Annotated in this window: 24 protein-coding genes; 15 read left to right on the top strand and 9 right to left on the bottom strand. The window is 69.9% G+C overall.

The annotated features are described in order from the left end of the window. Positions 1 to 60: 60 nt before the first annotated feature. Positions 61 to 1956 (bottom strand): glycosyl hydrolase family 18 protein, encoded by a 1896-nt coding sequence (locus ABD970_RS12440; protein ID WP_425563036.1) that lies wholly within the window; start codon positions 1954 to 1956, stop codon positions 61 to 63. Positions 1957 to 2437: 481 nt separating this feature from the next. Between ABD970_RS12440 and ABD970_RS04125 the strand changes: the two genes are divergently transcribed. The 4 genes from ABD970_RS04125 to ABD970_RS04140 all read left to right on the top strand — a co-directional run bounded on the left by ABD970_RS04125 (position 2438) and on the right by ABD970_RS04140 (position 5036). After that, complete coding sequence (locus ABD970_RS04125; RefSeq protein ID WP_345294219.1) at positions 2438 to 2782, top strand: BON domain-containing protein; 345 nt, start codon at positions 2438 to 2440, stop codon at positions 2780 to 2782. Positions 2783 to 2971: 189 nt separating this feature from the next. Then, positions 2972 to 3916 carry an ABC transporter ATP-binding protein gene (locus tag ABD970_RS04130; RefSeq protein WP_345294220.1) on the top strand — a complete coding sequence of 315 codons (945 nt, stop codon included), beginning with the start codon at positions 2972 to 2974 and terminating at the stop codon, positions 3914 to 3916. An 8-nt stretch (positions 3917 to 3924) separates the two neighbouring features. Beyond that, complete coding sequence (locus ABD970_RS04135; protein WP_345294559.1) at positions 3925 to 4686, top strand: ABC transporter permease; 762 nt, start codon at positions 3925 to 3927, stop codon at positions 4684 to 4686. 149 nt (positions 4687 to 4835) lie between these two features. Then, entirely contained in the window at positions 4836 to 5036 is a 201-nt protein-coding gene (locus tag ABD970_RS04140; protein WP_345294221.1) for a hypothetical protein, read from the top strand. Between the two features lie 25 nt (positions 5037 to 5061). Here the strand turns inward: ABD970_RS04140 and ABD970_RS04145 are convergent, their stop codons facing one another. The 3 genes from ABD970_RS04145 to ABD970_RS04155 form a co-directional block, all read right to left on the bottom strand. Further along, positions 5062 to 5871, bottom strand: coding sequence for an SDR family NAD(P)-dependent oxidoreductase (locus ABD970_RS04145; protein WP_345294222.1), 810 nt, complete (start codon positions 5869 to 5871; stop codon positions 5062 to 5064). After that, the gene (locus ABD970_RS04150) at positions 5864 to 6121 is read right to left on the bottom strand and encodes a DUF3297 family protein (RefSeq protein ID WP_345294223.1); all 258 of its coding nucleotides are present in this window, start codon (positions 6119 to 6121) and stop codon (positions 5864 to 5866) included. Before ABD970_RS04150 ends, ABD970_RS04145 begins: the two co-directional genes overlap by 8 nt. 63 nt (positions 6122 to 6184) lie before the next feature. Continuing rightward, a complete protein-coding gene (locus ABD970_RS04155) occupies positions 6185 to 6469 on the bottom strand; it encodes a DUF4031 domain-containing protein (RefSeq protein WP_345294224.1) in 285 nt (94 codons plus the stop codon). A gap of 248 nt (positions 6470 to 6717) precedes the next feature. Between ABD970_RS04155 and ABD970_RS04160 the strand changes: the two genes are divergently transcribed. Both ABD970_RS04160 and ABD970_RS04165 read left to right on the top strand, forming a co-directional pair. Continuing rightward, on the top strand, positions 6718 to 7911 hold the full coding sequence (locus ABD970_RS04160; protein WP_345294225.1) for an EAL domain-containing protein: 1194 nt from the start codon (positions 6718 to 6720) through the stop codon (positions 7909 to 7911). 262 nt (positions 7912 to 8173) lie between these two features. Then, positions 8174 to 8872, top strand: coding sequence for a M23 family metallopeptidase (locus tag ABD970_RS04165; protein ID WP_345294560.1), 699 nt, complete (start codon positions 8174 to 8176; stop codon positions 8870 to 8872). A 166-nt stretch (positions 8873 to 9038) separates the two neighbouring features. Here ABD970_RS04165 and ABD970_RS04170 read toward each other — a convergent pair whose 3' ends face one another. Continuing rightward, positions 9039 to 9710, bottom strand: a complete 672-nt coding sequence (locus ABD970_RS04170) for an arylesterase (protein ID WP_345294226.1) — start codon at positions 9708 to 9710, stop codon at positions 9039 to 9041. 129 nt (positions 9711 to 9839) lie between these two features. On the opposite strand from ABD970_RS04170, the gene ABD970_RS04175 reads away from it, so the two are divergent. Together ABD970_RS04175 and ABD970_RS04180 are read left to right on the top strand one after the other, a co-directional pair. Beyond that, positions 9840 to 10613, top strand: a complete 774-nt coding sequence (locus ABD970_RS04175) for an ABC transporter ATP-binding protein (protein WP_345294227.1) — start codon at positions 9840 to 9842, stop codon at positions 10611 to 10613. Then, positions 10610 to 13150 (top strand): ABC transporter permease, encoded by a 2541-nt coding sequence (locus ABD970_RS04180; protein ID WP_345294228.1) that lies wholly within the window; start codon positions 10610 to 10612, stop codon positions 13148 to 13150. The genes ABD970_RS04175 and ABD970_RS04180 overlap by 4 nt, the downstream gene beginning before the upstream one ends. A 117-nt stretch (positions 13151 to 13267) precedes the next feature. Here the strand turns inward: ABD970_RS04180 and ABD970_RS04185 are convergent, their stop codons facing one another. Beyond that, entirely contained in the window at positions 13268 to 13531 is a 264-nt protein-coding gene (locus ABD970_RS04185) for a hypothetical protein (RefSeq protein ID WP_345294229.1), read from the bottom strand. A 174-nt stretch (positions 13532 to 13705) separates the two neighbouring features. On the opposite strand from ABD970_RS04185, the gene ABD970_RS04190 reads away from it, so the two are divergent. Beyond that, the gene (locus tag ABD970_RS04190; protein ID WP_345294230.1) at positions 13706 to 14788 is read left to right on the top strand and encodes a class I SAM-dependent methyltransferase; all 1083 of its coding nucleotides are present in this window, start codon (positions 13706 to 13708) and stop codon (positions 14786 to 14788) included. Beyond that, positions 14785 to 15498 (top strand): pseudouridine synthase, encoded by a 714-nt coding sequence (locus ABD970_RS04195; RefSeq protein WP_345294231.1) that lies wholly within the window; start codon positions 14785 to 14787, stop codon positions 15496 to 15498. The genes ABD970_RS04190 and ABD970_RS04195 overlap by 4 nt, the downstream gene beginning before the upstream one ends. Before the next feature lie 57 nt (positions 15499 to 15555). Here ABD970_RS04195 and ABD970_RS04200 read toward each other — a convergent pair whose 3' ends face one another. Together ABD970_RS04200 and ABD970_RS04205 are read right to left on the bottom strand one after the other, a co-directional pair. Beyond that, positions 15556 to 16113: a DUF1415 domain-containing protein gene (locus ABD970_RS04200; protein ID WP_345294232.1), complete on the bottom strand. Its 558-nt coding sequence runs from the start codon at positions 16111 to 16113 to the stop codon at positions 15556 to 15558. A 37-nt stretch (positions 16114 to 16150) separates the two neighbouring features. Continuing rightward, positions 16151 to 16633: a YajQ family cyclic di-GMP-binding protein gene (locus ABD970_RS04205; RefSeq protein ID WP_345294233.1), complete on the bottom strand. Its 483-nt coding sequence runs from the start codon at positions 16631 to 16633 to the stop codon at positions 16151 to 16153. 138 nt (positions 16634 to 16771) lie between these two features. Here ABD970_RS04205 and ABD970_RS04210 point away from each other — a divergent pair, with 138 nt between their 5' ends. After that, a complete protein-coding gene (locus ABD970_RS04210; protein ID WP_345294234.1) occupies positions 16772 to 17830 on the top strand; it encodes an NAD(P)-dependent alcohol dehydrogenase in 1059 nt (352 codons plus the stop codon). Positions 17831 to 17879: 49 nt separating this feature from the next. Here the strand turns inward: ABD970_RS04210 and ABD970_RS04215 are convergent, their stop codons facing one another. After that, positions 17880 to 18641, bottom strand: a complete 762-nt coding sequence (locus ABD970_RS04215) for a hypothetical protein (RefSeq protein ID WP_345294235.1) — start codon at positions 18639 to 18641, stop codon at positions 17880 to 17882. 161 nt (positions 18642 to 18802) lie between these two features. On the opposite strand from ABD970_RS04215, the gene ABD970_RS04220 reads away from it, so the two are divergent. The 4 genes from ABD970_RS04220 (at position 18803) to ABD970_RS04235 (ending at position 22707) form a co-directional block, all read left to right on the top strand. Continuing rightward, complete coding sequence (locus ABD970_RS04220; protein WP_345294236.1) at positions 18803 to 19699, top strand: DMT family transporter; 897 nt, start codon at positions 18803 to 18805, stop codon at positions 19697 to 19699. Between the two features lie 274 nt (positions 19700 to 19973). Then, positions 19974 to 20150 carry a hypothetical protein gene (locus tag ABD970_RS04225; protein WP_345294237.1) on the top strand — a complete coding sequence of 59 codons (177 nt, stop codon included), beginning with the start codon at positions 19974 to 19976 and terminating at the stop codon, positions 20148 to 20150. 159 nt (positions 20151 to 20309) lie between these two features. Beyond that, positions 20310 to 21104, top strand: a complete 795-nt coding sequence (locus ABD970_RS04230; RefSeq protein ID WP_345294238.1) for a DUF2884 family protein — start codon at positions 20310 to 20312, stop codon at positions 21102 to 21104. Between the two features lie 139 nt (positions 21105 to 21243). Next, positions 21244 to 22707: a dihydrolipoyllysine-residue acetyltransferase gene (locus ABD970_RS04235; protein ID WP_345294239.1), complete on the top strand. Its 1464-nt coding sequence runs from the start codon at positions 21244 to 21246 to the stop codon at positions 22705 to 22707. The last annotated feature ends 267 nt before the right edge of the window (positions 22708 to 22974 follow it).

Raw genomic sequence — 22974 nt, forward strand, 5'->3', positions numbered from 1 at the left:
CACCCGCGCGAGGATCCGGATCGGCGCACCCCCGGCAGCGGCCGGGCGATGCGCCGGTGGTCACGGCACGGCGAGGCCGGCGCCGATCGCGGACACCAATGATCCCTGGGCGTCGTCGCCGCTGAAGTCCCAGAGGAACGCGCCACCCAGGCCCTGCGCCCGCACGTACGCCATCTTGTCGGCGATCGTGGTGGGATCGTCGTAGCTCCAGAACGTCTTGCCGTCGAAGGCCCACCGGGCGCGCGCGCTGGGGCTGCTGTACATCGGATAGCCGCGGGCGCTGAGGACGCGGTAGCTTTCGATGCCCGGCTGCAGGCTGCCGGCCGCCGGGATGCCGGCCTGGAAGAGGCCGTTGTTCTGGCTGGACACGTTGGTCCAGCCGCGGCCGTACGAGGCCATGCCCAGGAGCAGCTTCTGCGACGGGACCCCGCGGTCGAGGAATGCCTGGATCGCATCGTGCGAGTTGTAGAGGCGCGCGTCGCCCTGCGAGGGATCTCCATCGGCGTTGAACAGCGCCGAGTGGAAGTTCGTCGACGATTCCCAGGAGCCGTGGAAGTCGTAGGTCATGACATTGATGAAGTCGACCGACGGGTGGTACAGGTCCGGGCGCGTGACCCGGATCTTGTCGATGCCGCCGCCGGCCGCGACGCTCAGGACGAGGCCGGGGCGCACCGCGTCGAGCTGGCGCCGGAACTCGGCGAGCAGGGCGGTGAAATTGGCGGTGTCCTCGGCCGAGCCGCAGGCAAGGCCACACGCGGCGGGATATTCCCAATCGATGTCGAAGCCGTCGAACACGCCGGCCGCCGCGCCGGGGCCACCGGCGTAATCAAAGGCGGGCAGGTTGCCGTGGATGTAGGCGTCGATGCACGAGGCGACGAACGCCTGCCGGTTCTCGGGTCGAGCCGCGCTGGCGAACCCGCGCGACCACGTCCAGCCGCCGAGTGAGATCATCACCTTCAGCCCGGGGTGGCGCGCCTTGAGCTTGCGCAGCTGGTTCCAGTTGCCGCGCAACGGCGCACCCCAGACATCGCCGACGCCGTCCACGCTTTCGGCGGCGGTGAACGTCCGCGAGTAGTCGGCGTAGGCATCGCCGCCTTCCCCGGTCCGTTCGTCGGTCGCCTTGAGCACGCCGACTTCGCAGCGGTTGTTGCGGACGTTTCCGAAGGCATAGGCGAGGTGGGTCAGCCGGGACGCCGTGCCGCTGGCCTCGAGGTCGCGCACCTTGTAGTTCTGGTTGTAGATGCCCCACTGCGTGAAGTAGCCGACGACCCTGCGGCTCGCCGTGGACGAGGCGGGCATGGTCGAGGCCACCAGCGTCGGACCGCCCTGGGAGGCATTGCCTGCGACGTCCCGGCTGCGCACGGCGTAACTGTAGCTGGTGCCCGGGGCCAGGGCCGAGTCGGTATAGCGGGTGGCGGACGTGCTGCCCACGAGCGCGCCATCGCGGAACAGGTCGTAACCGGCGACGCCGCTGCCACCGGCGTTGTCGACGGAGGCTTCCCACTGCAGCGAAATGCTGGCGCTGGTCTGGCCGGCGATCGACAGGCCCGTCGGCACGCTGGGAGGCACCTTGTCCGGCGCTGCGGCGACCACCGTGACGGCGACCGTCGTCGAGCGCGTGGTCGCCTTGCGATTGTCGGTCGCCACGGCCCAGACCTCGTGGGACCCGGCTTCTCCGCTCCACTGGGCCTGGTACGGCGCGCTGGTGTCGCGCGCCACGCGCACGCCGTCGACGTAGAACTGGACATGGGCGATGGTGCCGTCACTGTCGTGGGCGTCGGCAGCCAGTGACAGCACCGTTCCTGCCTGGAGCGTGGTCGGGGCCGAGGGCGACGTCAGCGTGACGCCGGGGGCGATGTTGCCGGTGTTGCCGTTGCGGCCGGCAGCGTAGGCGAGGAACAGGCAGGCCAGGAGCAGGGCCGCCACCAGGGCGGTCGAACGGCGACGAAAGCGCATGGAAGGGCAGGGTCCGGAGGGGGAAGGCGTCCGATGCCGGGGAATGCGCTGGCGACGTCGGGGGCGTCGCGGGGGAGCAAGCTGGGCGGGGAGTATCGGAAAGCGCGGCCTCCGGGTTTGCGCCCGCGATCACAGAAGGACCGTCGCGTGGGTGGCGGTTGGCTGGTTTCGTGATCGCCATCGCGGTGCCCGTCTGTCTCTGGACGGCGCGTGTCCTGCGCGGGCTCGGCACCCGCGGAATCCGGTGCAACGAGGCCGGGGGCGATGGGGGCTCCCGTCCCTGCGGTGGGCGGTCGTCGGTTCCGTGTGCGAGGTGGCGGCATCGCGCGCGCAAGGGCATGGGCCCTGGCCTTCCTCGCAACCGCGCATGAACCTGAATGCTTCGAAACGACGCACGGCGAAATCACCTCGGATTGACCGCCGTGTCGTGAGAGTGCCCGCGTCGCACTCCGACACTCCCCATACGCAAGGACTCGCAATCATGCAAAACAAGACATCGAGCACGTTGACGCTGGTCGCCCTTTCGGTTTCCCTGGCCGCCTGCACTACGAAGCCGGTCACGGTGGAAACCCCCGGCCCGGGCCAGGCGACCATCCCGGTTCCGGTCCCGGCCACGCCCGACATCCGGCTGACCAACCAGGTGCGCGCGAACCTCGAGGGCGGCCTGGGCAGCGATGCCTCGGGCATCGACATCCGCGTCGAGGAAGGCGACGTCTACCTGACCGGCAGCGTCGCGACCAAGGCGCTGCACGACAAGGCGGTCGCGATCGCCCGTGGCACCGCCAACGTGAAGTCGGTCGTGCACACCGGCCTGGTGGTCAAGTGACCGCCGAGCGCTCCGGTTGCAGGCAACTAGCAGGCTCGCGCCGGTAGTCGCGAAAACCGGCTGTGGATGGCGTGCCGTCGCGGGATACCGCGACGGCACGTTCGTTTCCAGGCCCCGGCCCCGCCCGCGCATGCGCGAAACCGGTATGGTTCGCGGAGGCAATCCGGCCGCGGCCGGGCAGGAGCAGGCGTGACGGCCATCATCAGCATCCGCAACCTGACCAAGACCTACGCCTCGGGCTTCCGGGCACTGGACGACATCGACCTTGAGATCCGGCGAGGCGAGATCTTCGCCCTGCTGGGTCCCAATGGCTCGGGCAAGACCACCCTGATCAGCATCGTCTGCGGGATCGTCAATGCCACTTCCGGCAGCGTCACCGTCGATGGCCACGACATCGTCGAGGATTTCCGCGAGGCACGTGCCCGGATCGGACTGGTGCCGCAGGAACTGTCCACCGACGCGTTCGAGAGCGTCTGGGCGACGGTGAGGTTCAGCCGCGGGCTGTACGGCAAGTCGCCGGATCCGGCACACCTCGAGAAGGTGTTGCGCGACCTGTCGCTCTGGGACAAGCGCGACAGCAAGATCATGGCGCTCTCGGGCGGGATGAAGCGCCGCGTGCTGATCGCCAAGGCGCTGGCGCACGAGCCGCGGATCCTGTTCCTGGACGAACCCACCGCCGGCGTCGACGTCGAGTTGCGCCACGACATGTGGGCGTTGGTGCGTGCGCTCCGGGAGGACGGCGTGACCATCATCCTGACCACGCACTACATCGAGGAGGCCGAGGAAATGGCCGACCGCATCGGCGTGATCCACCAGGGCCGCCTGGTGGTGGTCGAGGACAAGGTCGCGCTGATGCGAAAGCTGGGGAAGAAGCAGCTGGCGCTGACGCTGAAGGAACCGTTGCCGGCGATCCCGTCGTCGCTCGCCGCACTGCCCCTGGAGCTGTCGGACGACGGCACGACGCTCGTGTACACCTTCGACGTGCAGCAGGGCGAGCGGACCGGCATCGCCAGCCTGCTCCGGCAGCTGGCCGAGCACGGCATCGACTTCAAGGACCTCAACTCCAGCGAAAGCTCGCTGGAGGACATCTTCGTCAGCCTGGTGCGCGGCGAGCGGCAAGGGGCGGCGGCATGACGTCCCGCATGAACCTGCATGCCATCCGCGCGATCTACCGCTTCGAGATGGCGCGCACCTTCCGCACCCTGGGTGAAAGCATCGCCGCGCCGGTGTTGACCACGTCGTTGTACTTCATCGTGTTCGGGGCCGCGATCGGTTCGCGGATGGGCGAGGTCGACGGCGTGGGCTACGGCGCCTTCATCATCCCCGGGCTGATCATGCTGTCCTTGCTCAACGAGAGTATTTCCAACGCGTCCTTCGGCATCTACATGCCCAAGTGGGCGGGCACCATCTACGAATTGTTGTCGGCGCCGGTGTCGTGGGTCGAGGTCGTGGTCGGGTACGTTGGCGCGGCGGCGACCAAGTCGCTGGTGCTGGGCGTGTTGATCCTGGCGACTGCGCGCTTCTTCGTCGACTACCAGGTCGAGCATCCGCTTTGGATGCTGTGTTTCCTGGTGCTCACCGCGCTGAGCTTCAGCCTGTTCGGATTCATCATCGGGCTGTGGGCGGACGACTTCCAGAAGCTGCAGGTGATCCCGCTGATGGTGATGACGCCGCTGACCTTCCTGGGCGGCGCGTTCTACTCCATCGACATGCTGCCGCCGTTCTGGCAACAGGCGTCGCTGTTCAACCCGGTGGTCTACCTGATCAGCGGCATGCGCTGGAGCTTCTATGGCGTCTCCGACGTCGACGTCCGGGTCAGCGCGGCGATGATCGTCGGCTTGCTCGTCGCCTGCCTGCTGGCGGTGCGCTGGATCTTCCACAGCGGTTGGCGGCTCAAGGACTGAAGGTCCCCGCCGCCGACTGCAGGCGGGGTGGATGCGCCCGGCGTCCGTGACGCGGCGCGCGTAGGCCATCAGTTTGCTGACCGAAGGCACGCGACGCCGCCGGGCGCCGGTCGTAACCTGTGGTTGATCCCCCGCCACGAGGTCGTGCCATGAACGCCACCGACACTGAGCGCCGGAACACCGAAATCCGCGACGCCACGACGCCGTCACCCACGGATGCCGGGGAGATGGCTTCCCGACCTGCGCACCGCGAACGCGACTACGGCATCGGCTACGGCAGCAGCAGCGGCTATGGCAGCGAACGCCATTTCACCGACGGGCATGCCGACCCGCTGTTCCACTTGGGTTGAATCGCGGGCTGCGCTGAGCCCGGAACTAGCCGCCGCCGTCCGCGCGATAGCGTGCGGGCACCTGCTCGCGAGACAGGTTGGGCAGCAAGGCCTCGCGCGCCGATTCGAACGCTTCCCAATCGGCGGCATCGGGCAGGGAAGGGATCGTCACGTGCTCGCCATGGTCGAGCCCGGCCAGGGCCGCGTCGACCAGGTCTTCGGTCGTCATCACGGTGCCCGCCGGCAGGCTGTCCGGATCGATGCCGTTGCTGGCCCAGATGTCGGTGGCCACCGCGCCGGGCAGCACCGCCTGCACGAAGACGTCGCGCTTGGACAGTTCGAGTTGCAGCGCCCGCGAGAAGTGCAGCACGTAGGCCTTGCTGCCTGCGTAGGCGGCGCACCCGGCCGCCAGGTGCAACGCGAACGCCGACCCGATGTTGACGATCGTGCCGCGGCGCCGGAGCCCGAAGCCGCGCGCCGCCGCGCGCGACAGCCGCGTCAGCGCCACGATGTTGAGCTGGAGTAGGGCGTCGGTCGCGTCCCGTGGCGAGATCGCCAGCAGGCCGGGGCTGCCGAGCCCTGCGTTGTTCACCAGCAACTCCACCCGGGGATCGTGCTCGATGCGCTCCGAGACGCGGGCGATGTCGTCATCGCGGGTGAGGTCGGCGACCTCGACGGTGGCCTGGCAACCGGTCGTCGTGTTCAAGTGCTCGGCGAGTGCCTGCAATCGTGCGTGGTCGCGGGCGACGAGGACTGGATCGAACCCGCGCCGCGCGAGCCGGTCGGCGTAGACCGCGCCGATGCCGCGCGAAGCACCGGTGACCACCGCGACGGGCCGGGCGCCGGCCTCAGGCATCCGGCGCCTTGCCCGGCAGGTGGAAATAGGGTTCGACGACGCCACGCAACTTCATGGTCATCGGCTGGCCGCGCCGGTCCAGCGCCTTGCCGACCGCGGCGCGGATCCAGCCCTCGCTGACGCAGTACTCCTCGACGTTGGTGCGTTCCTGGCCGTTGAAACGGATGCCGACGCCGCGTTCGAGCAGGTCGGCATCGTGGTACGGACTGCGGGGATCGTTGCTGAGGCGGTCTGGAGGCGTGTCGGACATGGTCGTTCGGGGTCGATGGAGGCTGGAGGGAGCCCCATGGTAAGAGAACGGGGCGGCGTGCGTTCAGCGATGCTCGCCGCGGCCCTGGGCCTTGGCGCGGGCGATCACCGCACGCAGCCGTGCACGGTCGACGTGGCGCGACAGCGGGACGGCGCCGAGCGCGATCGCGCGCGTCCGGGACTCGGCGGGGATGTCGTAATGCGCACCGCTGCGCTTGTCCTGGAAGGCGCTGCGCGGCACGCCCAGCGCGGCCGCGAACGCGTGCAGTTCGTCCAGCGTGTCCGCCATCAGGTGCGCCCAGCGCCGGCCACGCCAGGGCAGCACGGCGTCGTCCACGTACACCGTCATCGCCGCCCGCGCCGCTGGTCAGGGCGAGGGATCGACGTCATCGCGGGAAGCGTCGTGGAGACACGCCACGATTCTGCGGACTCCACCATGGCACTGCAAACATGCGACGTGGACCGGTTCGTGGCGGGCTATCGCCGCGTCGCTGGAGCCGTCGCCCGGCGTGGCTGGCCGATGCATCGGGGAGATGGCGTTTCCCAGTGACACGGGCCATCGCGGCGATGCCCTGGCAAGAGATTCACGGAGTTGGCGTGGCGGCGATCCGACGCGAGCTGTTCCACGGCGAGGTACTGTTCCGGCAGGGCGATCCCTCGGACTGCGCCTGGCTGATCGAGAGCGGCGTCATCGAGCTGGCCTTCGAGCACGCCGGCGAGCGCATCGCCTACGGCGAGCTCGGGCCCGGGGAACTCCTGGGCGAACTGGGCGTGCTCGAGGGCACGCCGCGTTCGGCCAGCGCGATCGCGCGCGGCGAAACGGTGCTGCTGTCGATCGACCACGACCAGTTCCTGGAACGCCTCGACAAGGCCGATCCGATCGTGCGTGCCCTCGTCGGGGGCCTGCGTCGCCGCACGCGCAGCCTGCTTGCCGCGCTGCCCGACGACGTCGTGGTTCCCGCCGAAGACCTGCCGCGCGACGATGCCGACGATGGCAGCGGCACCGACAAGATCCGGCTCGAAGCGCAATTGCGCGAGGCCTTGTCGGAGGAAGTGCTGCGGGTGCGCTACCAGCCGATCTACGACATCCGCGACCAGCGCGTCTCCGGCTACGAGGCCCTGGTGCGCTGGGACCTGCCCGGTCGCGGCGCCGTGTCCCCGGTCGAGTTCATCAAGCTCGCCGAGGAAACCTCGCTGATCGTCCCGGTGGGCGAATACGTCCTGGATCGCGTCATCGCCCTGTTGTCGGACCTGTGTCAGGCGCTGCCGCAGGGGCCGCTGCCGAGCATCGCGGTCAACCTTTCGGCCCGGCAGCTGGTCGAACCCGGCATGGCCCGGCAGATCGTGTCGCGCATCGACCGCGCGGGACTCCCGCCCGGCGCACTCAAGCTCGAGGTCACCGAGAGCCGCATGCTCGACTACGGGCATGTCGCTTCGGTCATGGCGCATTGCCGCCAGCACGGCGTGCCGTTCGCGCTCGACGACTTCGGCACCGGTTATTCGAACCTGACCCACCTGCACAAGCTGGATTTCGAGTTGGTCAAGGTCGACCAGGCCTTCTCCCGGCACATGTTCGATTCGCCCAAGGCCATGGCCATCGTCGACGCCATCGTCGCGATGGCGCACGGGATCGGCGCCGAGGTCGTGGTGGAAGGTGTGGAGACCACTTCGGAACTCCGGCGCCTGCGCGAATTGGGCGTGCGCTACGCCCAGGGCTACCTGATCGGCCAGGCGCAGGGTGCGGAGGCCGTGTTGTCCGGGGAAGCGGCGAGGATCGGGGCACTCCTGTAAGCGCCTGCTGGCGAGGCCTCGAGCCAGCCTTCACGTGTCCTCGTGGCGGCGTCGATCAGCATGTCCCCGAATTCGACCGGGAGCCTTCCATGACGAAGCCATGCGGAGTGCCTGCGCATGCCCCGCGCCGCGGGCGCAGCGGCTTGCGATCAGGCGACGGCGGTGCCTGCGCGGATCCGGCTGCCGCCGCCACCGACCGGACGCGACATGCGGGCGCGCGGCGCGTGATCTCCGTCATCCCGCACGGGTCGCTGCCGGCATGCTGAAGACGTTGGCCGGACTGCTGTTCGCGGCGCTCGCGCTGGCCGCGCTGGCGTTCCTGGCATGGAACCAGGGCGCGGTACGTCCGGTCGCGACCGGCAGCGCGGAACAGCCGACGATCGCGGTTCCGGACGCAGGTGCGGTCGCAACCGAGGACACGCATCGCCCCCGGATACCCGCCGCGCCCGCACCCCAAGCACGTTCGGAAGGCCCCCCGCAGGGGGTTGCACATCCGGTCCCAAAACCGATCGCAAGGCCGGTCCCGAGCGCGGCCGGCCTGGTCATCCCGGTCGCGGGCATTACCGCGGCGCAGTTGTCGGACACCTACACCGATGCGCGCGGCAGCGAGCGCACGCACGAGGCCATGGACATCATGGCCCCGACCGGGACGCCGGTGCTTGCCGTGGCCGACGGCCATGTCGAGAAACTCTTCGACAGCGATCGCGGCGGGCTGACCATCTACCAGTTCGAACCCAGCGGTCGTTACTGCTACTACTACGCGCACCTGCAACGCTATGCGCCCCGCCTCAGGGAAGGGCAGGAGATCAAGCGCGGCCAGGTCATCGGTTACGTCGGGTCCACGGGCAACGCCGATCCAAACGCGCCGCACCTGCACTTCGCCGTGTTCCTGCTGGGCCCGGAGCGCGAGTGGTGGCGCGGGACGCCGGTGAATCCGTATCCGCTGCTCGGCGGTCGCTAGCGGAAATCGGGGAGTCGTCCGCGGATCTTGCAGCGGGATGCCGCACGGCGACCCGAGATGGAGCCATTCGATTTCCCACGCGCCCGCGACGGCCGCGTTGGCCGGCGGAGGGCTCAGCGGGTTCGAGCCGCTGTCCCGGCAGGTCCAGGCATTGCCCCGGCCGCGATCAATCCAGCAGCGGCTCCAGCGCCGGCCAGACATGGTCCCGGAGGCGCGGTTGGGCGGCGGGGGTGGGATGCAGGTTGTCGGCCTGGAAGGCGTCGCGGTCGCCGGCGATGGGTTGCAGGAGGAAGGGCAGCAGGCGGACGTCGAACAGCTCCGCCAGCCACCGGAAGGTCCGTTCGAAGTTCCGCGTGTACTCGGCGCCCAGGTTGGGCGGCATGCGCATGCCGACCAGCAGCACCTCGGCGCCGATGTGGTGCGCGGCGCCGATCATGTAGCCAAGGTTGCGGCGCAGCTGGCGCAGCGGCAGCCCGCGCAAGGCGTCGTTGGAGCCCAGTTCGATCACCACCACGGCCGGGCGGTGGCGCAGCAGCTCGTCGATGATGCGCGCGGCGCCGCCGGCGCTGGTCTCGCCGCTGATGCTCGCGTTGACCACGCGCCAGCCCGGATGTTCGCGGGCGATGCGATCGGCGGTCAGCGCCACCCAGCCTTGCGAAGCCGGCATGCCGTATGCGGCAGACAGCGAATCGCCCATGACGAGCACGGTGCGCGTGGTCGCCGCTTGAGGGACTGGCGCGCGCGCCGGCTGGGCCTGCCCCACGCCTGCGAGCAGCATCAACCAGCAAGCAAGCCACCATCCCCGCATGGCACGGGCAGGGCCGTATCCTGTGTCCATTCGCCATCTCCGTTCGTCGCGCCGAAGTATCGTTGCAGGCCGGACAATATGCGATGAAGCGTCCCCGGCGGATGCACACGACCCGATCGGTGCGCGGTTACCCGCTGCGAGATCGCCACCAAGACGAGGATGCCCACCAAGATGGCCGATGACGCGCTCGAACTCCCACGACACGCCAGCGGCGCCCTGCCGACCGAAGGGCTGCCCGTCGTGCTCGCGGCCGAAGGCCTGGGCAAGCGGGTCTCGCTGCCGACCGGTCCGCTGACGATCGTCGAGGACGTGTCCTTCGAGGTCGCGCGCGGCGACGCCGTGGCGGTGGTCGGGGCTTCGGGCTCGGGCAAGAGCACCCTGCTGTCCCTGCTGGCGGGGCTCGATACGCCGAGCAGCGGACGGGTGCTGCTGGACGGGCTGGTGCTGTCGGACCTGGACGAGGACGGCCGGGCGCGCGTGCGCGGGGAACGCGTCGGCTTCGTGTTCCAGAGCTTCCAGCTGCTGCCGTCGCTGACGGCGCTGGAAAACGTCATGCTGCCGCTGGAGCTGCGCGGCGACGCGGATGCGCAAGCGCCCGCGCAAGCCATCCTCGACAAGGTCGGCCTGGGCGAGCGGCTGGGCCACTACCCGCGCCAGCTGTCCGGCGGCGAGCAACAGCGCGTGGCCGTGGCGCGCGCATTCGTGACCCGGCCGTCGCTGCTGTTCGCCGACGAACCCACGGGCAACCTCGACACCGCGACCGGGCAGGGGATCATCGAATTGCTGTTCGCGCTCAATGCCGATGCCGGCACCACGCTGGTGCTGGTCACCCACGACGAGCACCTGGCGGTGCGCTGCAATCGCCTGCTGCGGCTGGAGGGCGGACGCCTGGTCGCGCAGGAGCGTCGCGAGGCGGCGATGGCGACACCATGAAGATTCCCGGGCTGGCCTGGCGGCAGCTGCGGCGCGACGCCCGCTCCGGGGACATCCGGATCCTGTTTGCTGCGCTGGTGCTGGCGGTGGTCGCGGTGACCGCTGTCGGCTTCGTCACCGACCGCGCCGCGCGCGCGCTGGCGATCGAGGCCAACCGGCTGCTCGGCGGAGACGCCGTGCTGCGCGGCGATGCGCCGATCACCGGCCCGTTGCGCGCTGCGGCGGAGGCGCCGGGATTGCGCCGCACCGAGACGGTCGAACTCGACAGCATGATCCGCGTGCTCGTCGTCGAAACCGACAACACGCGCCGCGAAGGCGACGCCCTGCGCCTGGGCGAGGTGCGCGCGCTGGGCGAGGGGTTCCCGCTGCGCGGCAGCTTCGTGCTCGTGGGCGAAACGGGCGGCGAACGCGTTGCTGCGGGGACGCCGGCCCGGGGCGAGGCCTGGATGAGCCGGGCCGGCGCCGAGACCCTCGGCGCGCGCATCGGCGACGCGATTGGTATCGGCGAGTCGCGCCTGCAATTGCGCGGGCTGGTGGCGCAGGAGCCTGATGCCGCGCTGGACTATTTCAACGTCGCGCCCAAGGTGTTCATCAACATCGACGACTTGCCCGCGACAGGCCTGGTGCAGGAAGGCAGCCGGGTGCGCTACCGGCTGGTGGTCGCGGGCGATGCCGGTGCAGTGGAGGCATTCGAGCGCACCGCGCGCGCCGGGCTTGGCCGCGGCCAGCGGCTGGAGACGGCCGGCGATGCGCGACCGGAAATCCGTTCGGCACTCGACCGTGCCGGGCGCTTCCTCAGCCTCGCCGCGCTGGTGTCGGTCGTCCTCGCGGCCGTGGCCGTCGCGATGGCGGCGCGCCGCCACAGCGAGCGCCACCTGTCGGGGGCCGCGGTGATGCGTTGCCTGGGGGCCGAACAGCGGACCCTGGTCGGCATCCATCTCGGCGAGATGCTGCTGCTGGGCGTCATCGCGTGCACGGCCGGCGTGGCCATCGCGTTCGCGCTGCAGTGGATCGTCGGCGACTGGCTGCAGGGGTTGCTGGGCATCTCGATCCCGCCGGCAGGCTGGTTGCCGGCGGCCGAGGGATATGCGGTGGGGCTGGTGGTGTTGCTGGCCTTCGCCGCGCCGCCGGTGCTCGCCTTGCGCCGCGTGCCGGCGCTGCGCGTGCTGCGCCGCGACCTGGATCCGACCGAGCCCAGCGCCTGGGTCGTCGCCATCGTCGGACTGGCGGGGCTCGCGGCGTTGCTGTGGTGGAAGGCGGGATCGGCGACGCTGGGATTCGCCATGCTCGGCGGCATCGTCGCCACCCTCGCGGTCCTGGCGCTGCTGGCATACGGGCTGGTCGCCGGCGTGCGCCGCCTGCGCACGCGCCTGCGCGGCAGCCTGCGTTACGGGCTGGCCAACGTCAGCCGACGCGCCGGCACCAGCATCGCGCAGATCTCGGCGCTGGGGCTTGGGTTGATGGCGTTGCTGCTGCTGACCTTCGTGCGGACCGACCTGCTGGACCGCTGGCAGCTGTCGCTGGCCGAAAACGTGCCCAACCGCTTCATCATCAACGTGCAGCAGGACCAGTTCGCCGCCGTGCGCGCGCAGCTGGCGACGCAGGGCATCGATGAGCCGACGCTGTTCCCGATGGTCCGGGCGCGCCTGCTGGAGCGCAATGGCCGGCCAACGGGTCGCGACGCTTACGCCGGGGAAGGCGACGAGGCGCGCCAGGCGCAACGCCGCGCCGAACGCGAATTCAACCTGTCCAGCGCAGCCCGGCTGCGCGACGACAACAAGGTGGTGGCAGGAAAATTCTGGGGCGATGCGCCGTCCGACGAGCCGGAGCTGTCGGTGGAGGAGCGCTTCGCCGAGTCGCTGGGCTGGCAGGTCGGCGACCTCATCGTGTTCGACATCGCCGGACGACGGCTCGAGGCCACCATCACCAGCCTGCGCAGCATCGAATGGGAGAGCTTCCGGCCGAACTTCTTCGTCCTCGCCTCGCCGGGTGCGCTGGATGGCTATCCGGCCAGCTACATCACCGCGGTCAGCGTGCCGCCGGAACAATCCCGCTTCACCGCCGACCTGGTGGCGCGCTTCCCCAACGTCTCGGTGATCGATGTCGACGCCGTGCTCGCGCAGGTGCGCCGCACCGGCGACCAGGTATCGAAGGTGGTGCAGGTGGTGTTCTGGTTCTCGCTGGCCGCCGGCGTCCTGGTGCTGCTGGCTGCGGTCAGCGCCAGCCAGGACGAACGGCTGCTCGAAGGCGGGGTCATGCGCGTGCTCGGCGGCAGCCGCCGGCAGTTGCGGCTGGCGCAGGCCTCGGAATTCGCGGCCATCGGCCTGCTGTCGGGGCTGGTCGCGGCGGTCGCGGCCTCGATCCTGTCGGGCGTGGTCGCCACCCGGGTGTTCGACCTGCCGTGGCAGCCGAACTGGGCCCTGGCTGCCGCCGGCGGCGGCATCGGGGTGCTCGCGGCGCTGGTGACCGGCCTGTTCGCGACGCGGCGGGTGCTCGATGCGCCGCCCTCAGTGACGCTGCGGGAGCTGCAAGGCTAGTACTCCTGCTCCAGGAGTGGGCTGCGGCGCGACGGGGGACGGCCGGCGACCAGCGGCGATTCCAGGAGGGCCGCTGGCCTGGTCTCGAGACGGTTTGCGACCGGCAAGGCCCGGGTTTCAGTCGTTGGCCGCCCTGACCTCGGTCGCGGCGAAGCGGCGTGCGTAGTCGCGCTCGTCGGCGATGCGCCGGATCTCGTCTTCGGCCATCCCCGGAGCGCCGTAGACCGCGTACACCACGGCCTGGTCCTGGTGCCCCACGGCATGCAAGCGATAGCGCGCCTGTCCGGTGCCCGTATCCGGCGGATAGTGCCTGGGGGGCTGGTTGCCTTCCAGATCCAGTTCGCTGTTGTCCACGGTGCCGCCGACGAACAGTGCGCGCATGGAGGTCTCCTGCTGGTGCCATGGGGGAGGGGTGATCGTGACCGGCCGGATGTTCGCTCGCGATGAAGCGTGCGTGGTCGCCGCGTGGACGCGCGCGGGCCGCCGTCGACGCGCGTGGACGCGGCTTGTCCCTCGCTAGAATGTCGCGATGTCCGGGAACGGGATCGACACAGCATGAGCGCGACCCGCGGCGATCCCGCCCTGCAGGCCTTGCTGCTGCCGTTCAGCGACGGCGACCTCGCGTGGCCTGCGGGCGAAGTCCTGTTCCTGCGCGCCCGTGCCGGTGCGCCGCTGTCTGGACTGCCCGCGCCAGTGATGACCTGCGTGCAGGGATTCAAGCCCGAAGCCGATGCCCTGGAGGGCGCCGGCTTCCAGGTGCATGCGACGCTGGACGCCCTGGGCGAGGGCGATGCGCACTGGCCCCTGGTGCTGGTGCTGCCACCGCGCCAGCGCGACGAAGCGCGTGCCCTGTTCGCCGAGGCGCTGGCACGGGTCCGGCCGGGTGGGGTGGTCGTCGCGGCGATGGCCAACGACGCCGGGGCCCGCTCGGGCGAGGCGGATTTCACGCGGCTCTTCGGACGCGTCGCCTCGCGCTCCAAGTTCAAGTGCCGGGTGTTCTGGGGGCATGGCCCGGGGGATGCGGTGCTGGGCCGGCAATGGCGCGCCCTCGATGCGCCCCGGCCGGTGGTGGGCGGGCGCTTCACCAGTCGTCCGGGCGTCTTCGCCTGGGACCGGGTCGACCCCGCATCCGCCCTGCTGGCCGAGCACCTTCCGGACGACCTGCGCGGCAGGGCCGCGGACCTGGGCGCGGGGTACGGCTACCTGTCCGCGGCACTGCTGGAGCGCTGCCCCGGCATCGCCTCGCTGGATGTGTATGAAGCAGAGGCGCGGGCGCTGGCCTTGGCGCGGGTCAACCTGGCGCCGTTCGCATCGCGGGTGGCGCTGGACTTCCAGTGGCACGACGTGGCAGCGGGCCTGCCGGCACGCTACGACACCATCGTCAGCAACCCGCCGTTCCATGCGCAGACGCGCGACGCGAGGCCCGACATCGGTTGCGCCTTCATCGCCGCCGCAGCCGCAGCCCTGGAACCCGGTGGACGATTGTGGCTGGTGGCCAATCGCCACCTGCCGTACGAGTCGGTGCTCGACGCCAGCTTCGGACGCGTGCGGCTGGTGGCCCAGCGCGACGGCTTCAAGGTCATCGAGGCGGTGCGGATGGGAGGCGCGGACCCCGGTCGTCGGGGCGGGCGTCGATGAAGCTGCTCAAGACCATCGCCAACCTCGGCTACGGCAGTCGCAAGGAGGTCGCGGCGCTGTTCCGCGCGGGCCGCGTGACCGATCCGGCCGGCGCCGTCCTGTATGCCGACGATCGCGTCGTCCACGAGGACGTGTGCATCGATGGTGCGCCGCTCGATCCGCCGCAGGGACTGCTGCTGATGCTGCACAAGCCGGTGGGATACACCTGCTCGGCCAGGGACCGGGGGCAACTGGTCTACGCGCTGTTGCCGCCGCGCTACGCCAGGAGGTCCCCGATGCTTTCGACCGTCGGGCGGCTGGACCGCGACACCAGCGGCCTGTTGTTGCTCACCGATGACGGCGGGCTGCTGCACCGGGTCATCTCGCCGAAGTCGAGGCTGCCGAAAGTCTACGAGGCGACCCTGGCGCAGCCGTTGCGCGGCGACGAAGCCGAACTGTTCGCCAGCGGCGGGCTAGTGCTGGAGTCCGAAAAGACACCGTTGCTGCCGGCGGAGCTCGAAGCCCTCTCCCCGACGCGGGTGCGGCTGACCTTGCACGAAGGCCGCTACCACCAGGTGCGGCGGATGTTCGCCGCCGTCGGCAACCACGTGGAGGCCTTGCACCGCAGCCGCATCGGCGGACTCGCGCTGGGCACGCTGGCCGAAGGCGCGTGGAGGGTACTGGCTGCGGACGACGTGGAGACGCTGTTCGCCCCCGGGGCCGCCGACTAGCCGCGGCTTGCGAGCGCCGGCGTGCGTGCGGCGTCCTCAACGAGACGCGGGCCGCCGCTACCCGGGCGGATTGTCCGCAAGCAGGTTTCGCCACCCCGCCTCGCCCAGGCGCCGCAGCGTCTCGACGTTGCGATCGACGATCGCATCGGGCTCCGGGTACGCCTCCACCGCGCGCGACACGCTGTCCTCGCGCAGCAGGTGCAGGGTGGGATGGGGCGAACGATTGGTGAAGTTCTCGATGTCGTCCGGCGCGGTGCCCGCGAACTGGTAGTGGGGATGGAAGCTCGCGACCTGGAGCACGCCTTCGAGTTGCATCTCCGCGACCAGGGCGTCGGCGCCGTCGAGGAAGTCGTTGTAGTCGAGGAAGTCGATCAACACACCGGGATGCACGATCAGGGTGGTGTCGATCTCCGATGCGGGCGTGTCGCGCAGCCGCGCCAGTTCCATGCCCAGGGTCTCCAGCAGGGCCTCGGCCGTCTGCGCATCGCTGAGCACGTAGCGGACCTGGCCCTTGGCGACCACCGCCTTGGCGAACGGGCACAGGTTGAGGCCGATGACGGCCCGCTCGATCCAGATTCGGGTGTCGGCGATGGGATCCGGTGTCATCCGCGGCATCTCCTGCGCGTGGCGGCTCGCGTCGCCGCCGGACGGGTCAATCGCGGAAATTGTCGAATTGCAGCGGGATGCCGAACTCCTTGCCGCGGAGCAAGGCCATGGCCGCCTGCAGGTCGTCGCGCTTCTTGCCGTTGACGCGCAGCTTGTCGCCGTTGATCTGGGCGTCGACCTTGAGCTTCGCTTCCTTCAGCGCCGTGGTGATCTTCTTCGCCTGCTCGCGCTCGATCCCCTGCTTGACGGTGACCTTCTGCCGGGCGCCGGCGAGGTTGGTCTCGACGTCGCCGAACTCCAGGCAGCGCGTGTCGATCTTCCGCGCGGCAAGGCGCGCGCGCAGGATGTCGGTCATCTGCTGCAGCTGGAACTCGCTGGGCGCGGACTGGGTGATCACGCCGTCCTCGCGCTCGAAGGCCGCTTCCACGCCCTTGAAGTCGAATCGCGTGGACAGCTCCCGGTTGGCCTGGTCGACGGCATTGGTGAGCTCGTGGGTATCGACCTCGGAAACGATATCGAAGGAAGGCATGGCGGGCGCGCTCGGTCGGGGCGGTCAGGTTACCGCAACCATGCGGCGGTTCGCAGGCAGCCGTCGCCCGTCGGCATGGTTTACGAATGCCGAACGTCCACGCGTGCATGATGGATGCTTCGCTCTCCGGAGACCGCCATGCTCGACACGCCCGCCTATGCCACCAGCGACGCCAGCTCGCCGCTCGCCCCGTTCACCATCGAGCGTCGCGAACCGCGTGCAGGGGAGGTCCTGATCGACATCCTCTATTGCGGGGTCTGCCATTCCGACATCCACCAGGTGCGCAACGAGTGGGGCGGCAACAGCCTGTACCCCATGGTGCCGGGGCACGAGATCATCGGGCGGGTCGCACGCGTCGGCGATGGCGTGACCGCGTTCAAGCCGGGCGACGCGGTCGGCGTGGGCTGCTTCGTCGATTCCTGCCGCAGCTGCGCGCAGTGCGAAGCGGGGGAGGAGCAGTACTGCGAGAAAGGCATGACCGCGACCTACAACGGCGTGGAACGCGACGGCACCACGCCGACCTTCGGCGGCTATTCGACGCGGATCACCGTCGACCAGGCCTACGTGCTGCGCATCCCGGACGGCATGCCGCTGGATCGCGCCGCGCCGCTGCTGTGCGCCGGCATCACTACTTATTCGCCGATGAAGCATTACGGCGTGCAGGCCGGCGACAAGGTCGCGGTGGTCGGACTCGGCGGGTTGGGCCACATGGCGGTGAAGATCGCGCGCGCCCTGGGTGCGGAGGTCACCGTCCTGAGCACCTCGGCGTCCAAGCGCGAGGACGCGCTGGCGCTGGGTGCGCACAAGTTTGCCGTGACCCGCGAACCGGACACGTTCAAGCAGCTCGCAGGCAGTTTCGACTTCGTCATCGACGCCGTGTCCGCCGCGCACGACTACAACGCCTACCTGTCGTTGCTGAAGACCGACGGCACCATGGTCCTGCTCGGCATCCCGGACCAGCCGGTGCCGCTGGCAGCCGGGGTGCTAGTGATGCAGCGGCGCAAGCTCGGCGGCTCGCTGATCGGCGGCATCCGCGAGACCCAGGAGATGCTGGACTTCTGCGCCGAGCACGACATTGCCTCGGACATCGAGCTGATCGACATCGGCCAGGTCAACGACGCCTACGAGCGCATGATCAAGGGCGACGTGCGCTATCGATTCGTGATCGATTGCATGAGCCTGGAACGCACGCAGTAGGGCACGTGGACCCTGGCGCCGGCCGCTCCGATGCGCCGGATCAGTGGGTTCAGCCGCGTTGCCCGCGCGTGGCAGGCCGGCCCAGCCGCAGCCACAACGTCTGGGCCGCCAGGACAGCCGCGACGCCCACGGCGATCCATGCAGCGGCATGCGCCCCGGGCAGCGGGCTGGAAGATTGCTTGACGTAAACCGCCGCCAGTCCCCACGCCACCGCGGCGAGGAAGACCCAGTTGCCGCGCATGCGCCAGTTCGCCGCCAGTAGCAGGGCGGCGGCGGCGGCAAACAACGCCGCGCTCCACGGGAGCATGTCGTCGGTCGGCAGCAGCTCGTACGCGACGATGACCTGCGCGGTGTTGAGGAAGGCCGCCAGCGACAACCAGCCGGCGTGCAAGGACAGCGGGATCCAGGCCCATGGCGACGCGCCGTCGTTGGCGCGCAAGCCTCGCGCGAGCACGATGGCGCAATACAACAGGCACCCCAGGCTGGCCCAGATGACCAGCAAGGCCAGCCAGAACAGCTCCTCCGAAAAGATCGGCATCCAGGCCGCGGTCAGTACGAACCCCGCCGCGGCCACGGGGCGGATGCGTTCCAGCTTGCCTGCCGAGTCCTGCTTTGCACGCACCTGCCAGGCGCCGAACGCCAGGTCGAGCAAGAAGACCAGTCCCCAGATAGAGAACGCATAGCCCGCCGCGACCAGCAAGGTCGGGTAACGATCCGAGATCGTGCCGTTGTCGGGACCGAAGGCGCCGGTCCCGGAAAGCCACGCAACGAGGGGCATCAGCACGGCGGACAACAGGAGCAGGATTCTCACGGGCGGGACTCGGAAAGCGGGACGACCATGCTAGCCAGCCCTGCGTGAAGCCGTCGGGCGTGCGGTGCCCGGGAACGTGGAGCGTGCGCAATGGTCGCGGGGTGGGTGGCGGTTGTGTAAGTTGCGGGTGCCACGACGGCGAAGGCATCGAGGGACACCCCTTGCACGAATCCGATTCCCCTTTGCGCGCGGCGCTGCTGATGCTGGGTGCCGTCGCCTTGTTCGGGGTGATGGACGCGGGCCTCAAGCAACTGGCGCCGCACTACCCCGCCATGCAGGTGGCCACCCTTCGCGCGCTGTCCGCGCTGCCGCTGGTGCTGGCCTGGACGATGGCGACCGTGGGCATCCGCGCCTTGCTGCGCGTGCACTGGCCGCTGCACCTGCTGCGCGGCCTGCTCGGGGTGGCGATGATGGGCGGCTTCGTCTACGGCTTGCGCAGCCTGCCGCTGACCACGGCGTATGCGATCAGTTTCGTTGCCCCGTTGCTGGTGACCGCGATGGCCGTCCCGATCCTGCGCGAGCAGGTCGGGCCGCGCCGCTGGACCGCGATCGGCGTCGGACTGGTCGGCGTGTTCGTGGTGTTGCGGCCCACCGGCGAAGGAATGTTCACGCTGGCCGGGCTCGCCGTCCTGCTCGCGGCGGTCTGCTATGCCGCCGGCGCGATCACCGTGCGCCTGCTGGCGAGGCGCGACAGTACCCAGGCGATGGTGTTCTGGTTCCTGGCGATCCTCGCGCTGGTCGCCGGCGCGCTGGCCTGGCACGAGTGGAGGCCAATCCACGCCGGGCATGCGTGGGTCATCATCGCGATCGGCGTTTCCGGCACGCTCGCGCAGGTCGCGCTGACCGAGGCCTTCAGGCGTGGCGAGGCATCGCTGATCGCACCCCTGGAGTACAGCGCGCTGGTTTGGGGCGTGCTGTTCGACGTGATGTTCTGGCAGGTGCTGCCCGATGGCGTCACCTGGGCGGGGGCGGGCATCATCGTCGCCAGCGGCCTGTACCTGCTGCGGCGCGAGCGTGCGAAAGGCCAGGAAGCACAGGCGACGATGCCGCCGCCGTGAAGCGCCGGCGCGACCGGGCTCAAGGGATCGGAAAGGGGCAGGGTTGTCCACTGGCCGGATGGGGCGGGGTTTGGCGTTGACGGACCTGCCTCCACGTGACTGGTGCTTGCGTCCATGCGTCATCCCAACCCGTGCATCGCCCTGGCAGCGTCGTCCGCAGCGCTTGCTGCCCTGGTCGTCGCCGCTGCCGCTCCCGCCGCGCAGCAGTGCGCGCAGTCGGTCCAGAGGGGTTCGCCGGACCTCATCCGCGTTCGGAAGCGGGCGCGGTTCCACGGTGCGCATCGCGGGCTACTTCAGCGAGCGTTCGCTGGACGACCCCTTCGGGCCGACCGATACGCAGGCCAAAGCCTCCTTCAAGCAACTGCTCGCTGTGCGGATGGATCCCTCCGGCAGTGCGCAGTTCCGGCGATTCGCGAAGCTCGGATTCGAATGCCGCAGCGTCGGCCGATGAGCAGGACGGGCGTCGAGGCGCGAGCCGGAAGCCAGCTCCCGTTTCCGGTGGGGATGCGCAGGCCACATGACGAAGGTCATGGCATCCAACGGCACAAGACCTCCGCGACGGCGTTGCGCATCATCGGGACCCGAGCTAGCAATGCCGGAGTCGGTCGCCATGCGCACCTGGATCGCCATCCCGCTGTTGATCATCGCCGGCAGCGTGGCGAGCGCCTCGGACGCGAACACCGGTCACGGGAGCAGTCTCACGATCGATGGCGGATGCCGCATCGACAGCGATTACCGCTTCCACCTCACCGAACGGAGCGTCATCTTCACCCGGGATCGGGCGGAGCCGCGGCGGGTGCTGATGCGGCAGGGTCGCTTGTTCGTCGACGACCGCTGGGTACATCTGTCGCCAGCAGACTCTCGCCGCGTGCACGAATACGAGCGCCAGGCGCGGGCCGCGATGCCCCTGGCCCAACGCATCGGACGCGACGCGGCCAGGATCGCATTCACCTCGCTCGGTGAGGTCGCCGCGGGATTGAGCCCGGACCCCGAGCGGACGCGCGCCAGGCTCGCTGCGGCCCGGGCCCGCCTTGAGGCGCGCCTGGCGCACAGCGTCACGGCAACCCGGTTCGATGGCGCGGAGCTCGGCAATGGCATCGCCGATGCGATCCGCGAGGTCCTGCCGTCGCTGGTCGGCGATGTGGTCGGGGGCGCCGTGCGCGCGGCATTCGCGGGCGACGCGCGGCGTCTGCAAGAGCTCGAAGACCTCGACCGGGACATCGAGCGACGCATCGCGCCGCAAACCCGGGACCTGGAGCGCAATGCCCGCCGGCTCTGCCGCCGCATGGAGGCGTTGGACCGGCTCGACGACACGCTGGAATACCGGTTGCCCGATGGCGCCTCGCTCGACCTGCTGCAGGTCGAGCGTCGCCACCATGGCAGGCCCGCGTCTCCGAGTGGTTGACGGCCGCGCGCCGCCTCGCGCGGTGCCTGGCCGTATTTGAACGCCCTCCATCCCCCGGAGGGCTTTTTTTGCCTCGGTTGGCGCAGGACGGGCGCGCGGCACACAATAGGCGCCTGCCCATTGCATAGCGGAGTGCCGGATGGCCGACCTCAAGGAAGCACGCGTCCCGGACATCGGTGGCTACGACGACGTGCCGGTGATCGAGGTCCTGGCCAAGGCCGGCGACGTGGTCGAGCAGGACCAGGGGCTGGTCACGCTCGAGTCCGACAAGGCCACCATGGAGGTGCCCGCGCCATTCGCGGGCACGATCCGCGAGATGAAGGTGAAGGTTGGCGACACGCTCTCTGAAGGCAGCGTGGTGGCGATGATCGAGCCGGCGGGCGAGGATGGCGGAGCGTCCGAGGGGCCTGGCAGTCCATCGAAGGCCGATGACGCCGCCTCGGCGGGGACGCCGGCGGAATCCGCAGACAGGTCCGGGTCCGGTGGCGAAGATCGCCGCCAGGACAAGCAGGACCGGGGCGACCAGCGACCGGCAGGCGACAAGGCCGACGACGATGCCACCGTCGGCGAAGCCGCCGACCATCTCCGGCGCGCGCCGGTCGACAAGGCCGATGCGCCGATGGGCGCCGGTTTGCCGCCGGTCCGGTTCGATGCCGACGCCTTGTTGCCGGGCAAGGTCCCCTACGCCAGCCCCGCGGTGCGCCTGTTCGCGCGCGAGCTCGGTGTCGACCTCGGGCGCGTCACGGGCTCGGCGCGCGGCGGCCGCATCACCCGCGACGACGTGCAGCAGTTCGTCAAGGGCGCGCTGCAGGGCGGGGGCGCCTCTGCGGGTGCCGGCGGCGGTGCGGGACTCAACCTATTGCCATGGCCGAACGTGGACTTCAGCAAGTTCGGCGAGGTGGAGACCAAGCCGCTGTCGCGGATCCAGAAGATCAGCGGCGCCAACCTGGCGCGCAACTGGGCGATGATCCCGCACGTCACCCAGCACGATGATGCCGACATCACCGACCTGGAGGCCTTGCGCGTCGCGCTGAACAAGGAAAGCGAGGGCCGCGACGGCAAGCGCACCGGTCCCAAGCTGACGATGCTCGCCTTCCTGATGAAGGCGAGCGTGGCCGCGCTGCAGAAATTCCCGCAGTTCAATGCCTCGCTCGATGCCAGCGGCGAGAACCTGACGCTGAAGAAGTACTTCCACATCGGCTTCGCCGCCGACACGCCCAATGGCCTGGTGGTGCCGGTGGTGCGCGACTGCGATCGAAAGGGCATCAACGAGATCGCCGAGGAGACCTCGGCGCTGGCGAAGAAGGCGCGGGACGGGAAGCTGGGGCCTGCGGACATGCAGGGCGGCTGTTTTTCAATCAGCTCGCTGGGCGGGATCGGCGGCACCGCGTTCACGCCGATCGTCAACGCGCCGGAAGTCGCCATCCTCGGCGTGTCCAAGTCGGCCATGAAACCGGTCTGGAACGGCAAGGAGTTCGTCCCGCGGCTGATCCTGCCGCTGTCGCTGTCCTACGACCATCGCGTGATCGACGGCGCGGCGGCGGCGCGTTTCACCGCGTACCTGGCGGAACTGGTCGGCGACATGCGCCGGGCACTGTTGTAGGGCCATGGGAAGCGCCCGCGCCTGCAGCGCGACCGATGTCTTCCCGGCCGGCATGGGCGGCCGGACGGCGATGCCGGAAGGACGCGTGGCCGGAGCGGATGCGATCCTGATGCGCGGCCTTGACGCGTTCGCCGTTAGTCTGGCGCCCTGCGATCCCCGGGGCCACGCGGCGGCGCGATGCCGGCGCAAGGCCAGGTTGGATCGAAGAAGGCCGCCGTGCGAGCGCTGGCAGCCGGGCCGATTCCCGCACGGCCGTGGCCAAGACCT

The organism is Luteimonas vadosa, from assembly GCF_039543545.1.
Taxonomy (GTDB): domain Bacteria; phylum Pseudomonadota; class Gammaproteobacteria; order Xanthomonadales; family Xanthomonadaceae; genus Luteimonas; species Luteimonas vadosa.

Coding starts and splice junctions, on each gene's coding strand:
- ABD970_RS12440 (WP_425563036.1), bottom strand. CDS start 1,956: ATGCGCTTTCGTCGCCGTTCGACCGCCCTGGTGGCGGCCCTGCTCCTG.
- ABD970_RS04125 (WP_345294219.1), top strand. CDS start 2,438: ATGCAAAACAAGACATCGAGCACGTTGACGCTGGTCGCCCTTTCGGTT.
- ABD970_RS04135 (WP_345294559.1), top strand. CDS start 3,925: ATGAACCTGCATGCCATCCGCGCGATCTACCGCTTCGAGATGGCGCGC.
- ABD970_RS04140 (WP_345294221.1), top strand. CDS start 4,836: ATGAACGCCACCGACACTGAGCGCCGGAACACCGAAATCCGCGACGCC.
- ABD970_RS04145 (WP_345294222.1), bottom strand. CDS start 5,871: ATGCCTGAGGCCGGCGCCCGGCCCGTCGCGGTGGTCACCGGTGCTTCG.
- ABD970_RS04150 (WP_345294223.1), bottom strand. CDS start 6,121: ATGTCCGACACGCCTCCAGACCGCCTCAGCAACGATCCCCGCAGTCCG.
- ABD970_RS04155 (WP_345294224.1), bottom strand. CDS start 6,469: ATGACGGTGTACGTGGACGACGCCGTGCTGCCCTGGCGTGGCCGGCGC.
- ABD970_RS04170 (WP_345294226.1), bottom strand. CDS start 9,710: ATGGACACAGGATACGGCCCTGCCCGTGCCATGCGGGGATGGTGGCTT.
- ABD970_RS04175 (WP_345294227.1), top strand. CDS start 9,840: ATGCCCACCAAGATGGCCGATGACGCGCTCGAACTCCCACGACACGCC.
- ABD970_RS04180 (WP_345294228.1), top strand. CDS start 10,610: ATGAAGATTCCCGGGCTGGCCTGGCGGCAGCTGCGGCGCGACGCCCGC.
- ABD970_RS04185 (WP_345294229.1), bottom strand. CDS start 13,531: ATGCGCGCACTGTTCGTCGGCGGCACCGTGGACAACAGCGAACTGGAT.
- ABD970_RS04190 (WP_345294230.1), top strand. CDS start 13,706: ATGAGCGCGACCCGCGGCGATCCCGCCCTGCAGGCCTTGCTGCTGCCG.
- ABD970_RS04195 (WP_345294231.1), top strand. CDS start 14,785: ATGAAGCTGCTCAAGACCATCGCCAACCTCGGCTACGGCAGTCGCAAG.
- ABD970_RS04200 (WP_345294232.1), bottom strand. CDS start 16,113: ATGCCGCGGATGACACCGGATCCCATCGCCGACACCCGAATCTGGATC.
- ABD970_RS04205 (WP_345294233.1), bottom strand. CDS start 16,633: ATGCCTTCCTTCGATATCGTTTCCGAGGTCGATACCCACGAGCTCACC.
- ABD970_RS04210 (WP_345294234.1), top strand. CDS start 16,772: ATGCTCGACACGCCCGCCTATGCCACCAGCGACGCCAGCTCGCCGCTC.
- ABD970_RS04230 (WP_345294238.1), top strand. CDS start 20,310: ATGCGCACCTGGATCGCCATCCCGCTGTTGATCATCGCCGGCAGCGTG.
- ABD970_RS04235 (WP_345294239.1), top strand. CDS start 21,244: ATGGCCGACCTCAAGGAAGCACGCGTCCCGGACATCGGTGGCTACGAC.